This is a genomic window from Actinomadura sp. GC306 (assembly GCF_004348665.1).
Taxonomy (GTDB): domain Bacteria; phylum Actinomycetota; class Actinomycetes; order Streptosporangiales; family Streptosporangiaceae; genus Spirillospora.
The window spans coordinates 33,282-52,688 of sequence record NZ_SMKM01000010.1 but is presented as its reverse complement, the minus strand read 5'-3'; the positions used below and the strand labels follow the sequence as shown (position 1 = coordinate 52,688).

Here is a 19,407-nt window from a genome sequence, read left to right as displayed (position 1 = left end):
CCTTCGGGCCGATGCCGAGCTTCTCCTTGATCTTCTTCTCGATGCCGTCGGCCATGTCGGGGTTGGCCTTGAGGAAGTTGCGGGCGTTCTCCTTGCCCTGGCCGAGCTGGTCGCCGTCGTAGGTGTACCAGGCGCCGGACTTGCGGACGAAGCCGTGCTCCACGCCGAGGTCGATCAGGCCGCCCTCGCGGCTGATGCCCTGGCCGTAGAGCAGGTCGAAGTCGGCGACGCGGAACGGCGGGGCCATCTTGTTCTTGACGACCTTGACCCGGACGCGGTTGCCGACGGCCTCGGTGCCGTCCTTGAGGGTCTCGATGCGGCGAACGTCCAGCCGGACGGACGCGTAGAACTTCAGCGCCCGCCCACCCGTCGTCGTCTCGGGACTTCCGAACATGACGCCGACCTTCTCGCGGAGCTGGTTGATGAAGACGGCGGTCGTCTTGGTGGAGTTGATGGCGCCGGTGAGCTTGCGCAGGGCCTGCGACATGAGCCGGGCCTGGAGGCCGACGTGGCTGTCGCCCATCTCGCCCTCGATCTCGGCGCGGGGGACGAGCGCGGCGACGGAGTCGATGACGACGATGTCGATCGCGCCGGAGCGGATCAGCATGTCGGTGATCTCCAGGGCCTGCTCGCCGGTGTCGGGCTGGGAGACCAGCAGGGCGTCGATGTCGACGCCGAGGGCGGCCGCGTACTCGGGGTCGAGGGCGTGCTCGGCGTCCACGAACGCGGCGATGCCGCCCTTCTTCTGGACGCTGGCCACGGCGTGGAGCGCGATGGACGTCTTGCCGGAGCCCTCGGGGCCGTACACCTCGACGACGCGGCCGCGGGGCAGGCCGCCGATGCCGAGCGCGATGTCGAGGGAGATAGCGCCGGTGGGGATCACCTCGACCGGTGCCCGCGCCTCCTCGCCCATCCGCATGACCGACCCCTTGCCGAACTGCCGCTCGATCTGGGCGAGTGCGGTTTCGAGAGCCTTCTCCCGGTCGTTCGCTGCCATGTGAGATGTCCTTCTCGTCGTGAATGTCGGCTCTCGGCCGCCGACTGCGATGTCGAGGGCGACGTTACGGCGGGCCTCCGACACTTCGCGAGACCCGGGCGCGATTGTGGACGACGCCGCGGTGCGGGGCCAGCTTACCGAACATAAGTTCGATCATCGGCCGGTTGGGTGATTCGGGTGGGAATCTCCGTGCGTTCGCTGTGCCGACCCCGTACGCTGGCGCCGTCCACGGAGGGTTCCCATCATGACGCTGACCGTTCTCTTCTGCGTCGATCCGATTCACCCGCGGCGCGTTGACCCGCATTTCTCACGCGAGGCCGCGGCCGTGCGCGACCACTACGGCGAGATCGCCCTGCTCGACGACGACGCGCTGCGCCGTGGCGACGTGGACGACGCGGTCCGGGCGGTGCCCGACGATCTGGGGCCGATCTGGTACCGCGGCTGGATGCTCACCGGGGAGGAGTACTCCGCGCTCTTCGCGGCGCTGAAGCGGCGGGGGACGCTGCTGCTCACGCATCCGGACGACTACCGGCGCGCGCACGAGCTGCCGGGCTGGCACGACACGTTCGCCGGGCTCACCCCGCACAGCGTGTGGCGGCCCCTGCGCGCCGGCCAGAGCCCCGGCGACCTCAGCGAGCTGAAAGAGCTCGTCCGGCCGCTGCGCGGTGGGCCCGGCGTGGTGAAGGACTACGTGAAGTCCTGCAAGCACGAGTGGGAAGAGGCGTGCTTCGTCCCCGACGTGAAGAACCTCGGGCAGCTTCACGACGTCGCCTCGAAGATGGTCGCGTTGCGGGACGACCATCTGGCGGGCGGTCTCGTCGTGCGCGAGTTCGAGCGGTACGACGGCGAGGGCGAGGCTCGCGTGTGGTGGGTGGACGGTGAGCCCGCGCTGGTCGGCCCGCACCCTGACAGTCCGGGGGTGAATCTGGACCCCGACCTGGACGCGGTCGCCCCTGCCGTGCGCGCGCTGGGCTGCCGGTTCATCACGACCGATCTCGCGCGGCGGACGGACGGCGTGTGGCGCGTCGTGGAGGTCGGCGACGGCCAGGTGAGCGACCTGCCGTCGTCCGTGGACGCGATGGACCTGTTCGCCCATCTGCCCGTCCCGGACTGACCCGCGGGCTCAGGCCGCGCTTACCGGAGCTTCGAGGGGACGTCGAAGGTGGCGACGACCGCCTGCCACACCCTCTTGGCCGGTTCGCCCTCGGCAAGGGCCTGTTCGATGGTGCGGCCGTCCAGCTCGGCCATGACGTAGTCCTTGGCCACGCTTTCGGCGTAGCTCTCGCCGAACTGCTGCTTCATCCGATCCCAGAAAACTGTGAGCCGCACCGTTCCACGCTATCGGCTCCACTCCGCCGTCGTAGCCGTCGGCTTCACTCCGCCGTCGTGCTCCTGTGGTGGCCGGTGCCGTCCAGGGACTCCGAGACCTCGCCCGGGACGGTCGGCGGTGACCCCTGGCGGTACTGCCGGTGCAGCCCGGTCAGGTAGCGCTCGACGCCCTCGATGACGCGGGCCGTCCGGTAGGAGGGGAAGACGTCGAACCCGTGTTGGGCGCCCTTCATCTCGGCGTAGATGACGGGTGCCTCTGAGACCTCCCGGAGCCGTCCGACGAATCGGTGGGCCTCCGCTACGGGGATGAGTGAGTCACGGTCCCCGTGGATGACGAAGAAGGGCGGCGCGTCCTTGTTGATGTAGGTGACAGGGGACGCCTTGGCGTACGCCTCCTGGTTCTCTGCGAAGGGCTTCTTGATGACCATGCGCTCCATCAGGCGTGTCGCTCCCATGGGACGAGGCCACGGCCCCGGTTCGAAGAGGTTGTAGACGCCGTAGAACGGGACCGCCCCCTGGACGGTGGTGTCGACGTCCTCAAAGCCCGGCTGGAACTCCGGCACGTTCGCGGTCAGCGCCACCAGCGCCGTGAGGTGCCCACCGGCCGAACCGCCCGTCACGCAGAGGAAGTCGGGGTCGGCGCCGTACTCCTCGGCGTGCTCCTTGTACCAGGCGAGGAACCGCTTCAGATCGATCAGGTGGTCGGGCCAGGTGGCGCGTGGGCTGAGCCGGTAATTGACGTTGAAGCCCACCCACCCTTGGAGCGCCATGTGGTTGAGCAGCGGCAGCCCCTGCTCGCGTTTGTCTCCGATCACCCAGGCGCCGCCATGGATCTGCATGAGCCCTGGGCGCAGCTCACCGCCGGCGGCGGGTTGGAAGACGTCCAGCTTCAGCCGCAGTTCGCCGTCGTCGTGGTACACGACGTTGCGCTGCACCCGGACGCCCCTGCGCGGGATCAGGCATAGCTGCGGCACGATCAGGTGTGCCAGCGGGTACCGGGGAGCGCCCTCGGGGTCCAGGTCGAGGGGCGCGCCGCTGTCCCGCAGGGTGACGACCGTACGGCGGGAGGCGAAGAAGGTCGCGGCGACACCCGCGATGCCGAGGATCGCCAGGGCGAACCCGATCCAGCCCGGCCAGGCGTCCAGTCCGCCGAAGGCCGCCGTGAGCGCGGTCACGGCCGCCCAGGTGACCACGACGTGCGGTGCCATCTCGATCGTCAGCCAGCCGCAGAAGAAGCTCGGCGCGAGCAGGAGCGCGCTGCGCCGGGGCGCGTGCGCGTTGACGGCGACGAGTGCGAACAGGATCCCGAGGGCGAGCATGACGTAGGGCATCGAGACTCCGGGGGTCGGCGGCTACCCGTCGACCATGCCTGCACAAGCGCTTGCTTACAATGTGACGCACGCCACGTCCCCGCTCGAAGTGTCGTACCGAGGGGGCACTATGGCGGCATGGGCGGTGACGTGCTCGAACGCTTCTCCCCGGCGACCCGTGACTGGTTCTCCGGGGCGTTCGCCGCGCCCACCCCCGCCCAGACCGGCGCCTGGGAGTCGATCGCGAGCGGCGACAACACGCTCGTGGTCGCGCCGACCGGCTCCGGCAAGACCCTGGCCGCGTTCCTGTGGTCCCTCGACCGGCTCGCCACCGGGCCCGCCCCGGAGGAGGCCCTGCGGCGCTGCCGGGTCCTGTACGTCTCGGCGCTGAAGGCCCTCGCCGTGGACGTGGAGCGCAACCTGCGCGCTCCGCTGGCGGGTATCCGGCACGCGGCGCGCCGCCTCGGCCTGCCCGAGCCCGCCGTCCGGGTCGGGATGCGGTCGGGCGACACCCCGGCCGACGAGCGCCGCCGGCTGGCCGTCAAGCCGCCGGACATCCTGATCACGACACCGGAGTCGCTGTTCCTGATCCTCACCTCGCGGGCGCGCGAGTCGCTCCGCGGAGTCGAGACGGTCATCGTGGACGAGGTGCACGCGGTGGCGGGCACCAAGCGGGGCGCGCACCTGGCGCTGTCGCTCGAACGGCTCGACGCCCTGCTCGAACGTCCCGCCCAGCGGATCGGCCTTTCGGCGACGGTGCGGCCCGCCGACGAGGTGGCGGCGTTCCTGGGCGGGACGAGGCCCGCGGCGGTGGTCCAGCCGCCGTCCGACAAGGTCTTCGACCTCGACATCGTCGTCCCCGTGGAGGACATGGGCGAGGTGGGGCAGTTCGTCGACGATTCGGGCGCGGCCGACCCGCGCCAGCGGAGCATCTGGCCGCACGTGGAAGACCGCCTGCTCGACCTGATCGCGGCCCATCGTTCGACGCTCGTGTTCGCCAACTCGCGGCGGCTGGCCGAGCGCCTCTGCGGCCGGCTCAACGAACTCGCCTACGAACGCGCCACCGGCGACGCCCTGCCCGAGGACCACGCCCCGGCGGCCACCATGGCGCAGGCGGGCGCGGCCAGGGGGGCGCCGCTGGAGATCGCCCGCGCGCATCACGGTTCGGTCTCCAAGGAGGAACGGGCCGGTATCGAGAACGCCCTCAAGGAGGGCCGGCTACCGGCCGTGGTCGCGACGTCCAGCCTCGAACTGGGCATCGACATGGGCGCCGTCGACCTCGTCGTCCAGGTGGAGTCGCCGCCGTCGGTGGCCAACGGGCTCCAGCGCGTCGGGCGCGCCGGCCACCAGGTCGGCGCCGTGTCCAAGGGCGTGATCTTCCCCAAGTACCGGGGGGACCTCGTCCAGACGGCGGTGGTGGCCGAGCGCATGCGGGGCGGTGAGATCGAGGAGCTGCGGTACCCGCGCAACCCGCTCGACGTACTCGCCCAGCAGATCGTGGCCATGGTCTCCTTGGACGAGTGGTCCGTCGACGACCTGGAGTCGCTCGTCAAGCGCGCCGCCCCCTACGCCACGCTCCCCCGGTCGGCGCTTGAGGCGACCCTGGACATGCTCGCCGGGCGCTACCCGAGCGACGAGTTCGGGGAGCTGCGCCCCCGCCTGGTGTGGGACCGCGTCACCGGCGTCCTGCACGACCGCCCGGGAGCGCAGCGCCTGGCGGTGACCAGCGGCGGGACGATCCCCGACCGCGGCCTGTTCGGAGTCTTCCTCGTGGGCGAGAAGGCGTCCAGGGTGGGGGAGCTCGACGAGGAGATGGTGTACGAGTCGCGCGTCGGCGACGTGTTCGTCCTCGGTGCCAGCTCGTGGCGCATCGAGGACATCACCCCCGACCGGGTGCTCGTCTCGCCCGCTCCGGGCCAGCCCGGGAAGCTGCCGTTCTGGCACGGCGACACCCTCGGCCGCCCCGCCGAGCTGGGGCGTGCGCTCGGTTCGTTCACCCGCGAGCTGGCCGGGCTCCCCGCCGGCGAGGCCCGCGAGCGCGTCTCCGCCGCCGGCCTGGACGCGTGGGCGGCCGCCAACCTCGTCTCGTACGTGGGCGAGCAGCGGGAGGCGACCGGGCACGTCCCCGACGACCGGACGATGGTGGTCGAGCGGTTCCGCGACGAGCTGGGCGACTGGCGGATGGTCGTCCACTCCCCGCTGGGCGCGCGCGTGCACGCGCCCTGGGCCCTCGCCATAGCGGGCCGCCTGCGCGAGCGGTACGGCGTCGACGCGCAGGCTATGCACGCCGACGACGGCATCGTCATACGCATCCCTGACATGGACGAGCCCCCCGGCCTGGACCTGGCCGTCTTCGACGCCGACGACGTCGAGCGCATCGTCGTGGACGAGCTGGGCGGTTCGGCGCTGTTCGCGGCGCGGTTCCGCGAGTGCGCGGCCCGTTCGCTGCTGCTCCCCCGCCGCCGGCCCGACAAGCGGATGCCGCTGTGGCAGCAGCGCCAGCGCGCCGCGCAGCTGCTCGCCGTCGCGAGCAAGTACCCGTCGTTCCCGATCGTGCTGGAGACGATGCGCGAGTGCCTGCAGGACGTGTTCGACGTCCCCGGCCTGGTGCAGGTGATGCGCGACGTGTCCGGGCGCAGGATCCGCATGGTCGAGGTGGAGACGCCCGAGCCGTCCCCTTACGCCCGCTCCCTGCTGTTCCACTACGTCGGCGCGTTCATGTACGAGGGCGACTCCCCGCTCGCCGAACGCCGCGCGCAGGCGCTCGCGCTCGACTCGGCGCTGCTGGCCGAGCTGCTCGGCCAGGCCGACCTCCGCGAGCTCCTCGACCCCGAGGCCGTGGCCGACACCGAACGCGAACTGCAGCGCCTCGCGGCCGACCGCCGTGCCCGCGACCTGGAGGGCGTCGCCGACCTCCTGCGCGGCCTCGGCCCGCTCACGACGGCCGAGGCGGCCGAACGGACACGTCCCGCCGGCACGCCGGAGAGCGTGTCGAAGAACGCGCCGGAGGGCGCGGCGGAGGGCATGTCGGAGGGCATGTCGGAGGACGCCTCGGCGAGCGCGGCGGACGGCGCCGGCGATGGGCTCGTGCAGGTGTCTCGGTGGCTGGAGGAGTTGGAGGCGACGCGGCGGGTCATCCGCGTCAGGATCGCCGGGGAGGAGCGCTGGGCCGCCGTCGAGGACGCGGGGCGGCTGCGCGACGCGCTCGGCGCGCCGCTGCCCGTGGGCGTCCCCGAGGCGTTCCTCGAACCGGTGGACGACCCGCTCGGCGACCTGGTCTCCCGGTACGCGCGCACGCACGGCCCGTTCCGGGCGACCGCGCCGGCCGCGCGTTTCGGGCTCGGCGTCGCCGTCGTCACCGAGACGCTGCGGAGGCTGGCGGGCGCGGGCCGGGTCGTCGAAGGCGAGTTCCTGCCCGTCGGGACCGTGGAAGGCCCGCTGACGACCGAATGGTGCGACACGGGCGTGCTGCGGACGCTCCGGCGCCGGTCCCTGGCCCGGCTGCGCGCCGAGGTGGAGCCGTCCCCGCCGGAGGCCCTCGGCCGGTTCCTGCCCGCCTGGCACGGCATCGCGGGCGGTTCGCGGCTGCGCGGCATCGACGCGCTCGTCCAGGCGGTCGAGCAGTTGCAGGGCTCCGCCGTCCCCGCGTCGGCGCTGGAGTCGCTGATCCTGCCGTCGCGGGTCCCGGGCTACAGCCCCGCCATGCTGGACGAGCTGACCTCGGCGGGCGAGGTCGTGTGGGCGGGCCAGGGCGGCCTGCCGGGCGGCGACGGATGGGTGGGGCTCTACCTGGCCGACACCGCCCCGCTGCTCATGCCGGAACCCGCCGAGATCACCCTGACGCCCGCGCACCAGGCCGTGCTCGACGCGCTCGGCGACGGCGGCGCGCTGTTCTTCCGGGCCCTGTCCGACCGGGTGAACGCGCAGCTGACCGCCGCCGACGCCGATCTCGTCACCGCCGTGTGGGACCTCGTCTGGGCCGGGCACCTCACCAACGACACGATGGCCCCGCTGCGCGCCGCCCTCGGCTCGGGCCGCCCGACGCACCGGTCCCGGACGACCCGGCGCGGCCGTCCCGTCCTGCCGTCCCGGACGGGCCCGCCCACGGTCGCGGGACGCTGGTGGGCGCTCCCCCAGCGCGAGGCCGCCGCGACCCTCCGGTCGCACGCGCTCGCGGAGGCGCTGCTGGAGCGGTACGGCATCGTCATCCGCGGCGCGGTCGCGGCGGAGCGGACGCCGGGCGGGTTCTCGGCCGTGTACCCCGTCCTGCGCGCGTTCGAGGAGACCGGCCGCTGCAGGCGCGGCTACTTCGTCGAGGGCCTGGGCGCGGCCCAGTTCGCGCTGCCGGGCGCGGTCGACCGGCTGCGCGCGCTGCGTCCGGCGCCGGCCGCTCCGCCGGACGACATCTCCGCCCTCTGGGAGACGCCCCGCAGGCCGGACGGCCGGGCCCTCGTGCTGGCCGCGGCCGATCCGGCGAACCCGTACGGCGCGGCGCTGCCCTGGCCCGAGCGCGCCGACGAGGTGGCCAGCGGGCACAAGCCGGGCCGCAAGGCGGGGGCGCTGGTCGTGCTCACCGAGGGCCGGCTCGTCCTCTACGTCGAGCGCGGCGGCCGTTCGCTGCTGACCTGGGACGACGATCCCGGCGTCCTGCAGCCGGCGGTGGACGCGCTCGCGCTCGCCGTCCGGGAGGGCGCCCTCGGGAAGCTGACGGTCGAGCGCGCCGACGGCGCGGCCATCGCCGATTCGCCGCTCGCCGCCGCGCTGGAGTCGGCCGGTTTCCACCCGACGCCCCGCGGGCTGCGGCTGCGCGCCTGACCCGCCGGGCCGCGCAGCGCGACGGTGACGGCGGCGCCGCACACGAGGACGCCGAGGAGCGAGAGCGGGGTCAGGGTGCTGCCGAACAGCAGCCAGCCGCAGATCATCGTGGTGGGCGGGGTGAGGTAGAGCAGCGCCGAGACGCGGCTGACGCCGGTGCGGCGGACGTTGACCCAGTACAGCCCGTACCCGCCGAACATCGCGACGACGACCAGAATCGCGATGGCCGTCCAGAAGGCGGGCTCGGCGGGCGGGACGATGGTGCCCTCGGCGAACGCGAGCCCGGAGAAGAGCACCGTGGTGACGCCGGCCTGCACGGCGAGGGCCTCCGGGAGCGCGATGGCGGGCCGGGTGCGCCGCTCGACGAGGGTCGCGGCGACGAGCGAGAGCATCGCGCCGAACGGGAGCAGGTAGGCCCAGGCGGGGGCGCCGCCGCGCAGGTCGCCGCCGACGACGAGGGCGACCCCGGCGAGGCCGGCGGCGAACCCGGCGAGCTGCCGCCGGGTGATCGGCTCCCCGAGCAGCGGGACGGCGAAGGCGACCGCGACGAGCGGCTGGAGGGCCGCGATCAGGCTGCTGATGCCGGCGGCGACGCCGTGGTCGACCGCGGCGAAGACGCCGTACAGGTAGCCGCCCTGGCCGAGCGCCCCGATGACGGCGTGCAGGGCGAGGTCCCGGGGCGGGATCCGGCGGCGCCGCCAGGCCGCGAGGGCGCCGAGGAGCGCGGCGGCGATGATGAGCCGCCAGGCGAGCAGCGCGCTCGCGGGGGCTTCGCCGGTGCCGAGTTCCGCGCCGATGAAGCCGGAGCTCCAGGTGACGACGAAGGCTGCGCCGAGCAGGGCGTCGGGATGGCGCACGGCCATGATCACTCCCCGAGGTATACATACCGGTATAGTTACACACTACCTATACCGGTATGTATACTTGCGGTGTACCTCGACGGAAGGAGCGCCATGCCCGCCGCCGGCACGCAGGACCGGCCCCTCACGCCCGCGGCCCGCCGCGTGCTCAAGGTCGCGAGCGAGCTGTTCTACGACCGCGGCATCGGCTCCGTCGGCATGGAGCTGATCGCCGCCGAGGCCGGGGTCACCAAGAAGACCGTCTACGACCGGTTCGGCTCCAAGGAGGCGCTGATCCTCGCCTACCTGCGCACCCGCGACGAGCGCTGGCGCGGCTTCCTGACCGGCCGGCTCGCGGACGTTCCGGACGCCCGCGAGCGCGTCCTCGCCACGTTCGACGCCCTCGGCGAATGGCTGGAGACCGAGTCGGCGCGCGGCTGCTCGATGGTGAACGCCACCGCCGAGCTCCCCGACCCGGAGCACCCCGTCCACGCGGTCGCCGCCGCGCAGAAGGCATGGATCAGGGACCTCTACGCGGACCTGACCGGCGACGCGGACGGCCCCCTCCCCGACCAGCTCCTCATGCTGCACGAGGGCGCGGTGGTCGCGTTCAGCGTCGGCGGCGTCCGCGACGCCGCCGCGAAGGCCCGCGCCGCCGCCGACGCGCTGCTCCCCCGCACCTGACTTCCCCCGGCGTCAGCGGCGGCGGCCCTTGAACATGTTGATCAGGCCGCGCAGGGCGCGCTCGTCCAGGGAGCCGAACGGGTTGTCGTGGACGAGGTACGTCCACGTCGCCGACGGCCGCTTGAGCCCGGCGGAGTCGAGGTCGATGCCGTCCGCGGTGGCGGTGAGCGCCTCGAACGCGGCGACCGAGCGCTTGCGCGCGTCGCCCAGAAGCCGCTTGCCCGCCGGGACCGCCTCCCGGTTGAACTCGACCAGCGGGTCGAGGCCGCGGCCGAGCGACCGCAGGTGGATGCCCTCGCGGAGGTCCGCGAGGAAGGCGAGGTGCTCGGCCCAGCAGCGGTCGAGCTGGTAGAGGACGATCTGCCGCGCGGCGGCCGCGACCGCGTCCGCGCCCGCGATCCCGGTCAGCTCGGCGTGCCGCTCGGCGGCCTCCGCCGCCATGGTCCGGTCGGCGGCGTCGCCGTGCAGGACGGCGTCGCGCTCCGCGAGCAGCTCGCGGCGCTGCAGGCCGATCAGGTGGTTGTACTTCCAGGTGTTGCGGTGCAGTTCGAGGTCGACGCCCTCGGCGACGCGCTGGGCGTGCCCGACGATCCAGTGGGCGCCCTTGTCGGTGATGAGCCCGTCGTCGTCGGAGGCCGCCTTCGGCCGCTCGTCGGGGGCGTAGCGGGTGACGAGCTCGTCCTGGAGGCTGGTGAAGAAGACCGAGCCGCCCGGGTCGCCCTGGCGTCCGGCGCGGCCCCGGAGCTGGTCGTCCAGGCGGCTGCTGTGGTAGCGGCCCGTCCCGATGACGAGGAGGCCGCCCGCCGCCGCGACGCGGTCGTGGTCGCTCCCGCCGGCCTCGGCGGAGGCGGTGCCGGGCGCCGCGGGCGCGCCGCCGGTGCCCTTCGCGGGGCTGCCGCCGAGGCGGATGTCGGTGCCGCGCCCGGCCATCTGGGTGGAGACCGTGATCGCGCCGTACGCCCCGGCCTCGGCGATGATCGCGGCCTCCTCCGCGTCGTTCTTGGCGTTGAGCACGACCGGGTCGAGCCCGGTGCGGCGCAGCCGGCGGGCCAGCCGCTCGGACTCGGCGACGTCGCCGGTGCCGATCAGCACCGGGCGGCCGGCGGCGTGCGCGGCGGAGATCTCCTCGACGAGCGCGACCTCCTTGTCGGCGGCGGTCGCGTACAGGCGGTCGGGCCGGTCCTCGCGGACGTTGGGCGTGTTCGGCGGGATCACCGCGATCTGCAGCGAGTAGAACTCGGTGAGCTGCGGCGCGACGGCCATCGCCGTGCCGGTCATGCCGCACCGGACGGGGTAGCGCCCGATCAGCTCCTGGACGGTGATCGAGTCGAGGATCTCGCCGCTGGGCGACGCCGCCAGCTCCTCCTTCGCCTCGACCGCGGCCTGCAGGCCGTCCGGCCAGCGCTGCAGCAGCGCGACCCGCCCCCGGGACTCGCTGATCAGCTTCACCGCGCCGTCCCGGACGATGTAGTCCACGTCGCGGTGCAGCAGGACCTCGGCGTGCAGGGCCACGTTCACGGCGGTGAGGGTGCGCAGCTGCTCGGGCGCGTAGAGGTCGACGCCGAGGACGCGCTCGACCTCGCGCGTCCCCTCCGCCGTGAGCTGGACGTTGCGGGCCTCCTCGTCGGTGCCGTAGTGCAGGCCGGGCCGCAGCCGGCGGACGAGGTCGGCGTACCGGGGGTCGGCGGAGTCGAGGTCGGCGGCGCCCGCGAGGACGAGCGGCACCATCGCCTCGTCCACCAGCACCGAGTCGGCCTCGTCGACCAGCGCGACGGCGGGCTCGGGCTGCACGACGCCGTCCGGTCCGGTGGCGAGCCGGTCCCGCAGCAGGTCGAAGCCGATCTCGCTGACCGGCGCGTACGTCACGTCCGCCCGGTACGCCGCACGCCGCTCGGCGGGCGTGGACGACTGCCCGATCCAGCCGGCCGTCACGCCGAGCAGCCCGTACAGCGGTCCCATCCACTCGGCGTCGCGGCGCGCGAGGTAGTCGTTGACCGACATGACGTGGACCTGCCGGCCGCGCAGCGCGTACCCGGCCGCGGCGAGGGCGCCGGAGAGGGTCTTGCCCTCGCCGGTGGCCATCTCCGCGACGTGCCCGGACAGCAGCGCGAGCGTCCCGGCGAGCTGCACGTCGAACGGCCGCTCGCCGAGCGTCCGGCGGGCGGCCTCCCGCCCGAGCGCGCAGAACTCGGCGAGGTCCTCCTCCTCGCGGAGGACGGCCACGGCGGCGGTCAGCTCGCCGTCCGAGAGCTCCCGGACCCGGGACTCGCGCCGGCCGGCCTCGTCGACCACGGCGCGGAACGGCGCGAGGTCGATGCTCCCCGGCTTCTGCACGAGCCGCCGCAGCCGGTCACGCAGCGCCATGGCGCCGCCTCTGTCCATCGGTCACTGGCACTCCCACGGCGGGTACGGTACTGCGATCCCCTCCATGATCCCAGGGCGCCGCCGCAGGGTCGTCCCGGTGGGCTCTCCGCACTTGGGCTGACCCCGATTTCATTCCTCAGACGGATCCCCCGGCGCCTCCCGTTTGAAAGCATGAACACATAACGGGGTTTGCGGTGGCAGGGCAAGGCGCCACCGCGGAACGGGGTTTCGCATGACACCTACGGCACGCAAGGCGGCCGCGATCCGGCGCAGGCGCCAGGTCATCAGCCGGACGGTCCTCGACCGGGCGATCACCGACCCGCGGCGGCTCCCGCCGCGGCCGGTCGCCACGGCCGCGGCGGCCACCGCGGTCACCAAGTAGCACACCGCCGACGAGCACGACAGGAACGCTCCAGAGCGCCCCGCGGAAACGAGGGGCGCTCTTCGCTTCGCTAGGACTCCCCCGAGGCGGAGAAGACGTCGTCGCGGGCCCGTTCGAGCGCCGCGTGCAGGGCGCCGCGCAGGACGGGATTGCCCTCCACCTCGGTCACCGCCACGGACGGGCGGGTCGGGCTGATACGTCCGACGATCTCCTCGATGCGGGTGGCGAGGGGCTCCCCGCCGGCGCGGCCGAGGCTGCCCGACAGTACGACGAGCCCGGGGTCGAGGACGATGTTGACCGAGGTCACGCCGTAGGAGAGGCGGCCGGCGAGTTCGTCCAGGAACGCGCCGCCGCGGTCCTCGTCGGCGGCGGCCGCGCGGACGCAGTCCACCGCGGTCGGCTCGGTGAAGCCGTGCCGGTGGGCGAGGGCGCGGACGCCGTCCGCGCCGACCAGGGCGCCGTAGCCGCCGGCGAGGGTCGGGATGCCCCAGGACGTCGACTCGGTCACGCCCTCGTCGGCCGGGCCGCGCCGGGCCGCGCCGACCGGCAGCGGCGCGCCGGGGACCGGCAGGTAGCCGATCTCGCCGGCGCCGCCGGAGCGCCCGCGGTGCAGCCGCCCGCCGAGCGTCACCGACATGCCCATGCCGCGGTCGAACCACATGAGCGCGAAGTCGTCGGCGTCGCGCGCGGCGCCGTACGCCCGCTCGGCGACCGCGGCGAGGTTCACGTCGTTCTCTATGACCACCGGCCGCCGCAGGTCGGTCCGCAGCGCGGCGAGGACGCCCTCGTGCCAGGCGGGCAGGTCGAAGGAGAACTGGACGTCGCCGGACCGCGGGTCGACGACGCCCGGGGTCCCGATGACGAACGCGTTCAGCTTCGACAGCGCGACCTTCGCCGAGCGGCACGCCTTGACCACGGCGCTGTGCACCATCTTCACCGGCTCGTCGGCGCCGTTGGGGTCGACGGTGACCTGGGCGGCGATGCGGCCGGTGATGTCGGCGACGCCGGCGGTGACCCCGTCCGGCCCCACCTCCAGGCCCGCGACGTAGGCGCTGGACGGGACGACGGCGTACAGCGCGGCGTTCGGCCCGCGCCCGCCGGCCTGCGATCCGACGACCGCGACGAGCCCGCGCTCCTCCAGCCTGGACAGCAGCTGGGACGCGGTCACCTTCGACAACCCGGTGTGCTCGCCGATCTGCGCGCGGGTCAGCGGCCCCTGCCCGACGAGCAGGTCCAGCGCCGCGCGGTCGTTGAGTTCACGCAGCAGCCTCGGCGTTCCCGGGCGGTTGGCGGCCATGCGGCACCCCTCGAAGTCTCAATCCGCTAACGAGCAGTTTTGTTTAGGAAAGTTTCTTGTTAGTTTACGCCCAGGCGCCGACCGGTCCACACCCCGGGCTGGGGGCGCTCGCAGAGCGCCGACTGGCGAGCAGGGCGCCCGCGTGCGATGCGGATGCGAGAGGGGCATGGCTGGGACCCTAAAGGGTCCGGGCCACGCCCACCCGCACCGCAGGCCACCAGGCCGCGCGAGGCGAAGCCGGAAAGGAACCCCCAGTGAAGTGGTGGCGGCCGCCGCGGCCGCGATCGTCCTGGCCGCCACGGCCTGCGGCGGCGACGACGGCGACGGGGCCGACGCGGGCAAGGACCCCGCGCAGCTCAAGGTCTGGATGATGGGCGAAGGGACCCCGGAGCAGACGAAGTTCCTGGACGCCGTCGAGGCCGACTTCAAGGCCGAGCACCCGAACACCGACGTCCAGATCAAGTACGTGCCGTGGCCGCAGGTCGCCACCACGTTCCAGAAGGCGGCCGCCGGCGGCGAGGGCCCCGACGTGACCGAGCTCGGCAACACCGACGTCCAGTCCCACATCGCGCAGGGCAACCTCGCCGACATCACCGACGAGTTCAAGGGCTGGGCCGACGGCCGGACGCTCAACAAGACGGCGCTCGGCAACGACCAGGCGGACGGCAAGACCTACGCGGTGCCGTGGTACGGCGGCGTACGCGGTGTCTGGTACCGCACCGACTGGTTCGAGGAACTGAAGATCGAGACGCCGAAGAACTGGGCGGAGCTGACCGCCGCGGCGAAGAAGATCCAGGACGAGAAGAAGGTCCCGGGCATCGGCGTCCCGAGCGACCAGACCAACGCGCTGCTCAGCTTCATCTGGGGCAACGACGGCGCGGTGGCCGTCCAGGAGAACGGGCAGTGGAAGGGGCAGCTCGACCAGCCCCAGGCCGTTGAGGCGGTGGAGTACTACGCCGGGCTCGTCGCCAAGGAGAAGGTCGCCCCCGAGAAGTACGTCGGCAAGAACGAGCTGGACGGCCCGCAGCGCGACTTCGCGCTCGGCAAGCTCGGCATGTACTTCGACGGCAGCTGGGCCCTGAACGAGATGAAGAAGATCTCCGACGAGAACGCCGACAAGTGGAGCGTCTTCCCGATCCCGGCCAAGAACGGCGGCAACGCGCCCGTCATGGCGGGCGGCTCCGACCTCGCCGTCTGGGCCGACAGCGAGGCCAAGGCCGCGGCGTTCGACTACATCACCATCCTGAACAACGCCAAGCACGCGAAGGCGTGGGCCGACCAGAGCTTCTTCTCGTCCATGCGGTCGGACGTGAAGTTCTCCGACCCGAAGCTCGCGGTCTTCACCGACATCGCCGGCAACACCAAGTTCCCGCCGATCAGCGCCGGCTGGGGCGAGTTCGAGCAGGCCAAGAAGGTGCTGCCGAACACGGTCAAGGCGATCATGCAGGGCGCGCCGGCCGCCGCGGAGATGAAGAAGGCCAACGAGCAGGCCAACACGCTGCTCAACGCGTCCTAGCCCGCCTCGTCGACCTCGGCTGATCGGAACGTCCATGCTCGACACCGCACCCGCGGTGCGCAGGCCGCCCGGCCGGAAGACCTCCGGCCGGGCGGGCCGCCGCAGGCCCCGCCTCGGGCCCTACCTGCTGATCGCGCCCACCGTCGCCGTCATCGCCGTCCTGATGTTCTGGCCGATGATCCAGATCGGGATCATGTCGTTCCAGAAGGTCGGCAACCGCCAGCTGCGCGGCGAGCCGGCCGAGCAGGTGGGCACCGGGAACTTCGAGAAGATCCTCGGCGACCCGTTCTTCTGGCAGACCGTCAAGCACACCGTGCTGTTCGCCGCCGTCGCGGTGAGCCTCACCATGCTCATCGGGACGCTGGTGGGGCTGCTGCTCAACAAGCTCGGCAAGCGGATGTCGGCGTTCGTGGCGGGCGGCGTGATGATCGCGTGGGCGACCCCGCCGGTCACCGCCGCGATCATCTTCTCGTGGCTGTTCGGCTCGACCGGCGGCCTCGTCAACTGGACGCTGGACCTGCTGCCCGACGCCCTGGTCGGCGGCGGCTGGAGCGACTACAACTGGTTCGCGACACCGCTGTCCACCTACACGGTCCTCACCGTGTGCGTCGTCTGGCAGGCGTGCCCGTTCATCGCCGTGTCGGTCCTCGCGGGGCTGAAGAGCGTCCCGGGCGAGCTGTACGAGGCGGCCCGGGTGGACGGGTCGGGCGCCTGGCGGACGTTCTGGAGCATCACCTACCCGATGCTCAAGCCGATCTTCCTCGTGCTGCTCGTCATGTCGATCATCTGGGACTTCAAGGTCTTCACCCAGCTGTTCATCATGTCCGGGATGGCGAACCGCGACGCGTTCAACCTGTCGCTCTACGCCTACTCCGAAGCGTTCGGCTCGCTCAATCCGAAGCTCGGCATGGGATCGGCGATCGCGCTGGTCCTGACGATGATCCTGCTCGTGGTGACCGCCCTGTACGTGCGGGTCATGGTCCGGCAGGGAGAGACGAGATGAGACTCAGAACCGCGAAGCGGCCGGGGGGCGTGGGGGGTCGTCCCCTCACAATGAGGCGCTCGCGCACGCGGAAGATCCTGCTGAACGCGACGGGGCTGCTCGTCTTCGCCCTCGCCGTCTTCCCCGTCTTCTGGATGGCGTCGACCGCGTTCAAGCCCAACACCGAGATCTTCAGCACGACGCCGAAGCCGTTCCCCGTCGACCCGACGCTGGAGCACTTCGACTTCGTGCTGAACGGCCGCATCGCGGAGGTCTCCTTCTGGGAGTACTTCCGCAACAGCGCGCTGCTGGCCATCGCCACCGTCCTCGTGTCGGGTCTGCTCGCGCTGATGGCCGCCACCGCCGTGGCCCGGTTCCGCTTCCGGTTCCGCACGACCTTCCTGGTCATGCTGATCGTGGTGCAGATGGTGCCGCTGGAGGCGCTGGTCATCCCGCTGTTCCTGGACCTGAAGACGCTCGACCTGCTCAACAGCCTCGGCGGGCTCACGCTCGTCTACATCGGCTTCGCCGTGCCGTTCGCGATCTGGATGCTGCGCGGGTTCGTCGCCGCGGTGCCGCGCGAGCTGGAGGAGGCCGCCGCGATCGACGGGGCCGGCCCCGTCCGGACGTTCTTCACCGTCATGCTCCCGCTCGTCGCCCCCGGACTCGTGGCGACCAGCATCTTCTCCTTCATCACCGCCTGGAACGAGTTCATCTTCGCCTACACGTTCCTGAACGACCAGGACAAGTACACCCTCCCGATCATGCTGCAGTTCTTCTTCGGCCGCAGCGGCAACGCCTGGGGGCCCATCATGGCAGCGTCCACGCTGCTCACCATTCCCGTCATCGCCTTCTTCCTGCTCGTCCAGCGCCGCATGGTGTCCGGCCTCACCGCCGGGGCGGTGAAGGGGTGACGACCGACGGCATCGCGGCCGCGCCCGGCATCGCGCGCCTGGCGCGCGGCACGCTGCTCCCCTCGTTCCCCGGCGCGACCGCGCCCCGCTGGCTGCTGGACGAGCTGGAGGCCGGCCTCGCGGGCGTCACCCTGTTCGCCCTCACCGGCAACGTGCCGAGCCCGGAGTCCCTCGCCGCGCTCACCGCGCGGCTGCGCGAGGCCGGCGACCCGTTCGTGGCGATCGACGAGGAGGGCGGCGACGTCACCCGCCTCGGCGGCCACCGGGCGGGCAGCCCCTACCCGGGCAACGCCGCGCTCGGCGCCGTCGACGACCCCGCGCTGACCCGGCGGGTCTACCGGTCGCTGGGCGCCGAGCTGGCCGAGGTCGGCGTCAACGTCAACTTCGCGCCGACGGTGGACGTCAACACCGCCGACGACAACCCCGTGATCGGCACCCGCTCGTTCGGGTCCGACCCGGAGCTGGTCGCGCGGCACGCCGCCGCGTCCGTCACCGGGACGCAGGAGGCGGGCGTCGCGGCGTGCGCGAAGCACTTCCCGGGGCACGGCGCCACCGTGGACGACTCCCACCTGTCGGTCCCGCTGGTCGACGCCGACCTGGACCTGCTGGAGCGCCGCGACCTGGTGCCGTTCCGCGCGGCGATCGAGGCCGGCACCGGCGCGGTGATGACCGGGCACCTGAACCTGCCCGCGATCACGCACGGGACGCCCGCCACGCTGTCCCCCGAGGCGATCACCGGGCTGCTGCGCGAACGGCTCGGCTACCAGGGCGTGATCGTGACCGACGCGCTCGACATGACGGGCGCGAGCGGCGCGATCGGCATCCCGGAGGCGGCGGTGCGGGCGCTGATCGCGGGCGCCGACCTGCTGTGCCTCGGCCCGAACGAGCACGCCGAGACCGTCCGTGGGACGCTCGAAGCGATCGGCGCGGCCGTGCGGGCCGGGCGGCTGCCGCAGGAGCGGCTGCGGGACGCCGCCGAGCGCACCGGCCGGCTCCGCGAGTGGCTCGCCGGGCATTCGCGCGCCGCGGTCGACCGCGCCGCCGGGCTGGAGGGCGCCCGCCGCGCCGTCCGGGTGCGCGGGGCGCTGCCCGGCTGGAACGGGCCGCCGCTGGTCGTGGAGACGGAGTCGGCGGGCAACATCGCGGTCGGGCCGACCCCGTGGGGCCTGCACCCGTGGGCGCCCGACGCCGTCCGGGCCGACGGCGCGGACGGGACGGCCGAGCGGGTCCTGAAGGACGCCGCCGGGCGCGGCCTCGTGGTCGTGCTGCGCGACGCGCACCGGCACGCGGGCCAGCGGGCCCTCACCACGGCGCTGCTGACCGCCCGCCCCGACACGGTCGTGGTGGAGATGGGCCTGCCCGTCTGGCGTCCGGAGTCGGCCGTCTACGTCGCCACCTACGGCGCCGCGGCCGCGAACGCCCAGGCGGCGGCCGAACTGCTGGGCCTCTGCTAGCGCACCGGCCCGAACCCGAGTGGTCCGATCGGCAAGGGATAATGACCATATGCGATTGTCCGCCCGGGTCGACTACGCGTTGCGCGCCGCCGCCGAGCTGGCGGTCGCCGGGAGCCGCCCGGTGACCGCCGTCCAGCTCGCCGAGGCGCAGCAGATACCGCCCAAATTCCTCGAGAACATCCTCGGCCAGCTGCGCCGGTCCGGCCTGATCCGGAGCCAGCGGGGCCCCGAGGGCGGCTACTGGCTGGCGCGGCCGGCCGACGAGATCTCCCTCGCCGACATCATCCGCGCCATCGACGGGCCGCTGCTCGGCGTGCGCGGGGAGCGCCCCGAGCACGTCGGGTACCAGGGGCCCGCGCGTTCCCTGCAGGAGGTGTGGATCGCGCTGCGCGCCAGCGAGCGCGCCATCCTGGAGCGGGTCAAGCTCGCGCACATCGCCGCCGGCGAGCTGCCCGAGCCGGTCCGCAAGCTGACCGAGGACCCGGCCGCCTGGGAGAGCCCCTCGCTGATCTGAGCGTCCCGGA

14 protein-coding genes and 1 pseudogene are annotated in these 19,407 nt (G+C 73.0%); 9 read left to right on the top strand and 6 right to left on the bottom strand.

The window, feature by feature from the left end; all coding sequences use genetic code 11:
* On the bottom strand, positions 1-997 hold a 997-nt coding region (gene recA / locus E1200_RS03025), incomplete at its 3' end, for a recombinase RecA (RefSeq protein WP_131950213.1).
* Positions 998-1,241: 244 nt separating this feature from the next.
* Between recA and E1200_RS03020 the strand changes: the two genes are divergently transcribed.
* On the top strand, positions 1,242-2,111 hold the full coding sequence (locus E1200_RS03020) for an ATP-grasp domain-containing protein (protein WP_131950212.1): 870 nt from the start codon (positions 1,242-1,244) through the stop codon (positions 2,109-2,111).
* Positions 2,112-2,131: 20 nt separating this feature from the next.
* Here E1200_RS03020 and E1200_RS03015 read toward each other — a convergent pair whose 3' ends face one another.
* Positions 2,132-2,326 (bottom strand): DUF3046 domain-containing protein, encoded by a 195-nt coding sequence (locus tag E1200_RS03015; protein WP_131950211.1) that lies wholly within the window; start codon positions 2,324-2,326, stop codon positions 2,132-2,134.
* Between the two features lie 44 nt (positions 2,327-2,370).
* Positions 2,371-3,657, bottom strand: coding sequence for an alpha/beta hydrolase (locus E1200_RS03010; RefSeq protein ID WP_131950210.1), 1,287 nt, complete (start codon positions 3,655-3,657; stop codon positions 2,371-2,373).
* A 117-nt stretch (positions 3,658-3,774) separates the two neighbouring features.
* Here E1200_RS03010 and E1200_RS03005 point away from each other — a divergent pair, with 117 nt between their 5' ends.
* Complete coding sequence (locus E1200_RS03005; RefSeq protein WP_131950209.1) at positions 3,775-8,451, top strand: DEAD/DEAH box helicase; 4,677 nt, start codon at positions 3,775-3,777, stop codon at positions 8,449-8,451.
* A 29-nt stretch (positions 8,452-8,480) separates the two neighbouring features.
* Here E1200_RS03005 and E1200_RS03000 read toward each other — a convergent pair.
* A pseudogene (locus E1200_RS03000) lies at positions 8,481-9,314 on the bottom strand (DMT family transporter); the annotation flags it as partial.
* A 90-nt stretch (positions 9,315-9,404) separates the two neighbouring features.
* Between E1200_RS03000 and E1200_RS02995 the strand changes: the two are divergent.
* The gene (locus E1200_RS02995; protein WP_131950208.1) at positions 9,405-9,974 is read left to right on the top strand and encodes a TetR/AcrR family transcriptional regulator; all 570 of its coding nucleotides are present in this window, start codon (positions 9,405-9,407) and stop codon (positions 9,972-9,974) included.
* Positions 9,975-9,986: 12 nt separating this feature from the next.
* On the opposite strand, the gene secA2 is transcribed toward E1200_RS02995, so the two are convergent.
* Positions 9,987-12,338, bottom strand: coding sequence for an accessory Sec system translocase SecA2 (gene secA2, locus E1200_RS02990; protein WP_131950207.1), 2,352 nt, complete (start codon positions 12,336-12,338; stop codon positions 9,987-9,989).
* Between the two features lie 232 nt (positions 12,339-12,570).
* Between secA2 and E1200_RS33515 the strand changes: the two genes are divergently transcribed.
* Complete coding sequence (locus E1200_RS33515; RefSeq protein WP_165950180.1) at positions 12,571-12,720, top strand: hypothetical protein; 150 nt, start codon at positions 12,571-12,573, stop codon at positions 12,718-12,720.
* 70 nt (positions 12,721-12,790) lie between these two features.
* Here the strand turns inward: E1200_RS33515 and E1200_RS02985 are convergent, their stop codons facing one another.
* Positions 12,791-14,017, bottom strand: coding sequence for an ROK family transcriptional regulator (locus tag E1200_RS02985; RefSeq protein WP_131950206.1), 1,227 nt, complete (start codon positions 14,015-14,017; stop codon positions 12,791-12,793).
* A 262-nt stretch (positions 14,018-14,279) separates the two neighbouring features.
* On the opposite strand from E1200_RS02985, the gene E1200_RS02980 reads away from it, so the two are divergent.
* From E1200_RS02980 to E1200_RS02960, 5 genes are read left to right on the top strand one after another with little or no spacing between them, the layout of a single operon-like run.
* Positions 14,280-15,533, top strand: a complete 1,254-nt coding sequence (locus tag E1200_RS02980) for an extracellular solute-binding protein (protein WP_243708309.1) — start codon at positions 14,280-14,282, stop codon at positions 15,531-15,533.
* A 34-nt stretch (positions 15,534-15,567) separates the two neighbouring features.
* Positions 15,568-16,536 carry a sugar ABC transporter permease gene (locus E1200_RS02975; RefSeq protein WP_131950204.1) on the top strand — a complete coding sequence of 323 codons (969 nt, stop codon included), beginning with the start codon at positions 15,568-15,570 and terminating at the stop codon, positions 16,534-16,536.
* A 50-nt stretch (positions 16,537-16,586) separates the two neighbouring features.
* Positions 16,587-17,429, top strand: a complete 843-nt coding sequence (locus tag E1200_RS02970) for a carbohydrate ABC transporter permease (RefSeq protein WP_131950203.1) — start codon at positions 16,587-16,589, stop codon at positions 17,427-17,429.
* Positions 17,426-18,883, top strand: a complete 1,458-nt coding sequence (locus tag E1200_RS02965) for a glycoside hydrolase family 3 protein (RefSeq protein ID WP_243708308.1) — start codon at positions 17,426-17,428, stop codon at positions 18,881-18,883. The genes E1200_RS02970 and E1200_RS02965 overlap by 4 nt, the downstream gene beginning before the upstream one ends.
* A 49-nt stretch (positions 18,884-18,932) precedes the next feature.
* Complete coding sequence (locus tag E1200_RS02960; RefSeq protein WP_131950202.1) at positions 18,933-19,397, top strand: Rrf2 family transcriptional regulator; 465 nt, start codon at positions 18,933-18,935, stop codon at positions 19,395-19,397.
* The last annotated feature ends 10 nt before the right edge of the window (positions 19,398-19,407 follow it).

Excerpts from the sequence above, each read along its gene's own strand:
- secA2 (WP_131950207.1), bottom strand. The coding sequence starts at position 12,338 with ATGGCGCTGCGTGACCGGCTGCGGCGGCTCGTGCAGAAGCCGGGGAGC.
- E1200_RS02975 (WP_131950204.1), top strand. The coding sequence starts at position 15,568 with ATGCTCGACACCGCACCCGCGGTGCGCAGGCCGCCCGGCCGGAAGACC.
- E1200_RS03005 (WP_131950209.1), top strand. The coding sequence starts at position 3,775 with ATGGGCGGTGACGTGCTCGAACGCTTCTCCCCGGCGACCCGTGACTGG.
- E1200_RS03020 (WP_131950212.1), top strand. The coding sequence starts at position 1,242 with ATGACGCTGACCGTTCTCTTCTGCGTCGATCCGATTCACCCGCGGCGC.
- E1200_RS33515 (WP_165950180.1), top strand. The coding sequence starts at position 12,571 with ATGACACCTACGGCACGCAAGGCGGCCGCGATCCGGCGCAGGCGCCAG.
- E1200_RS02970 (WP_131950203.1), top strand. The coding sequence starts at position 16,587 with ATGAGGCGCTCGCGCACGCGGAAGATCCTGCTGAACGCGACGGGGCTG.
- E1200_RS03010 (WP_131950210.1), bottom strand. The coding sequence starts at position 3,657 with ATGCCCTACGTCATGCTCGCCCTCGGGATCCTGTTCGCACTCGTCGCC.
- E1200_RS02960 (WP_131950202.1), top strand. The coding sequence starts at position 18,933 with ATGCGATTGTCCGCCCGGGTCGACTACGCGTTGCGCGCCGCCGCCGAG.
- E1200_RS02985 (WP_131950206.1), bottom strand. The coding sequence starts at position 14,017 with ATGGCCGCCAACCGCCCGGGAACGCCGAGGCTGCTGCGTGAACTCAAC.
- E1200_RS02995 (WP_131950208.1), top strand. The coding sequence starts at position 9,405 with ATGCCCGCCGCCGGCACGCAGGACCGGCCCCTCACGCCCGCGGCCCGC.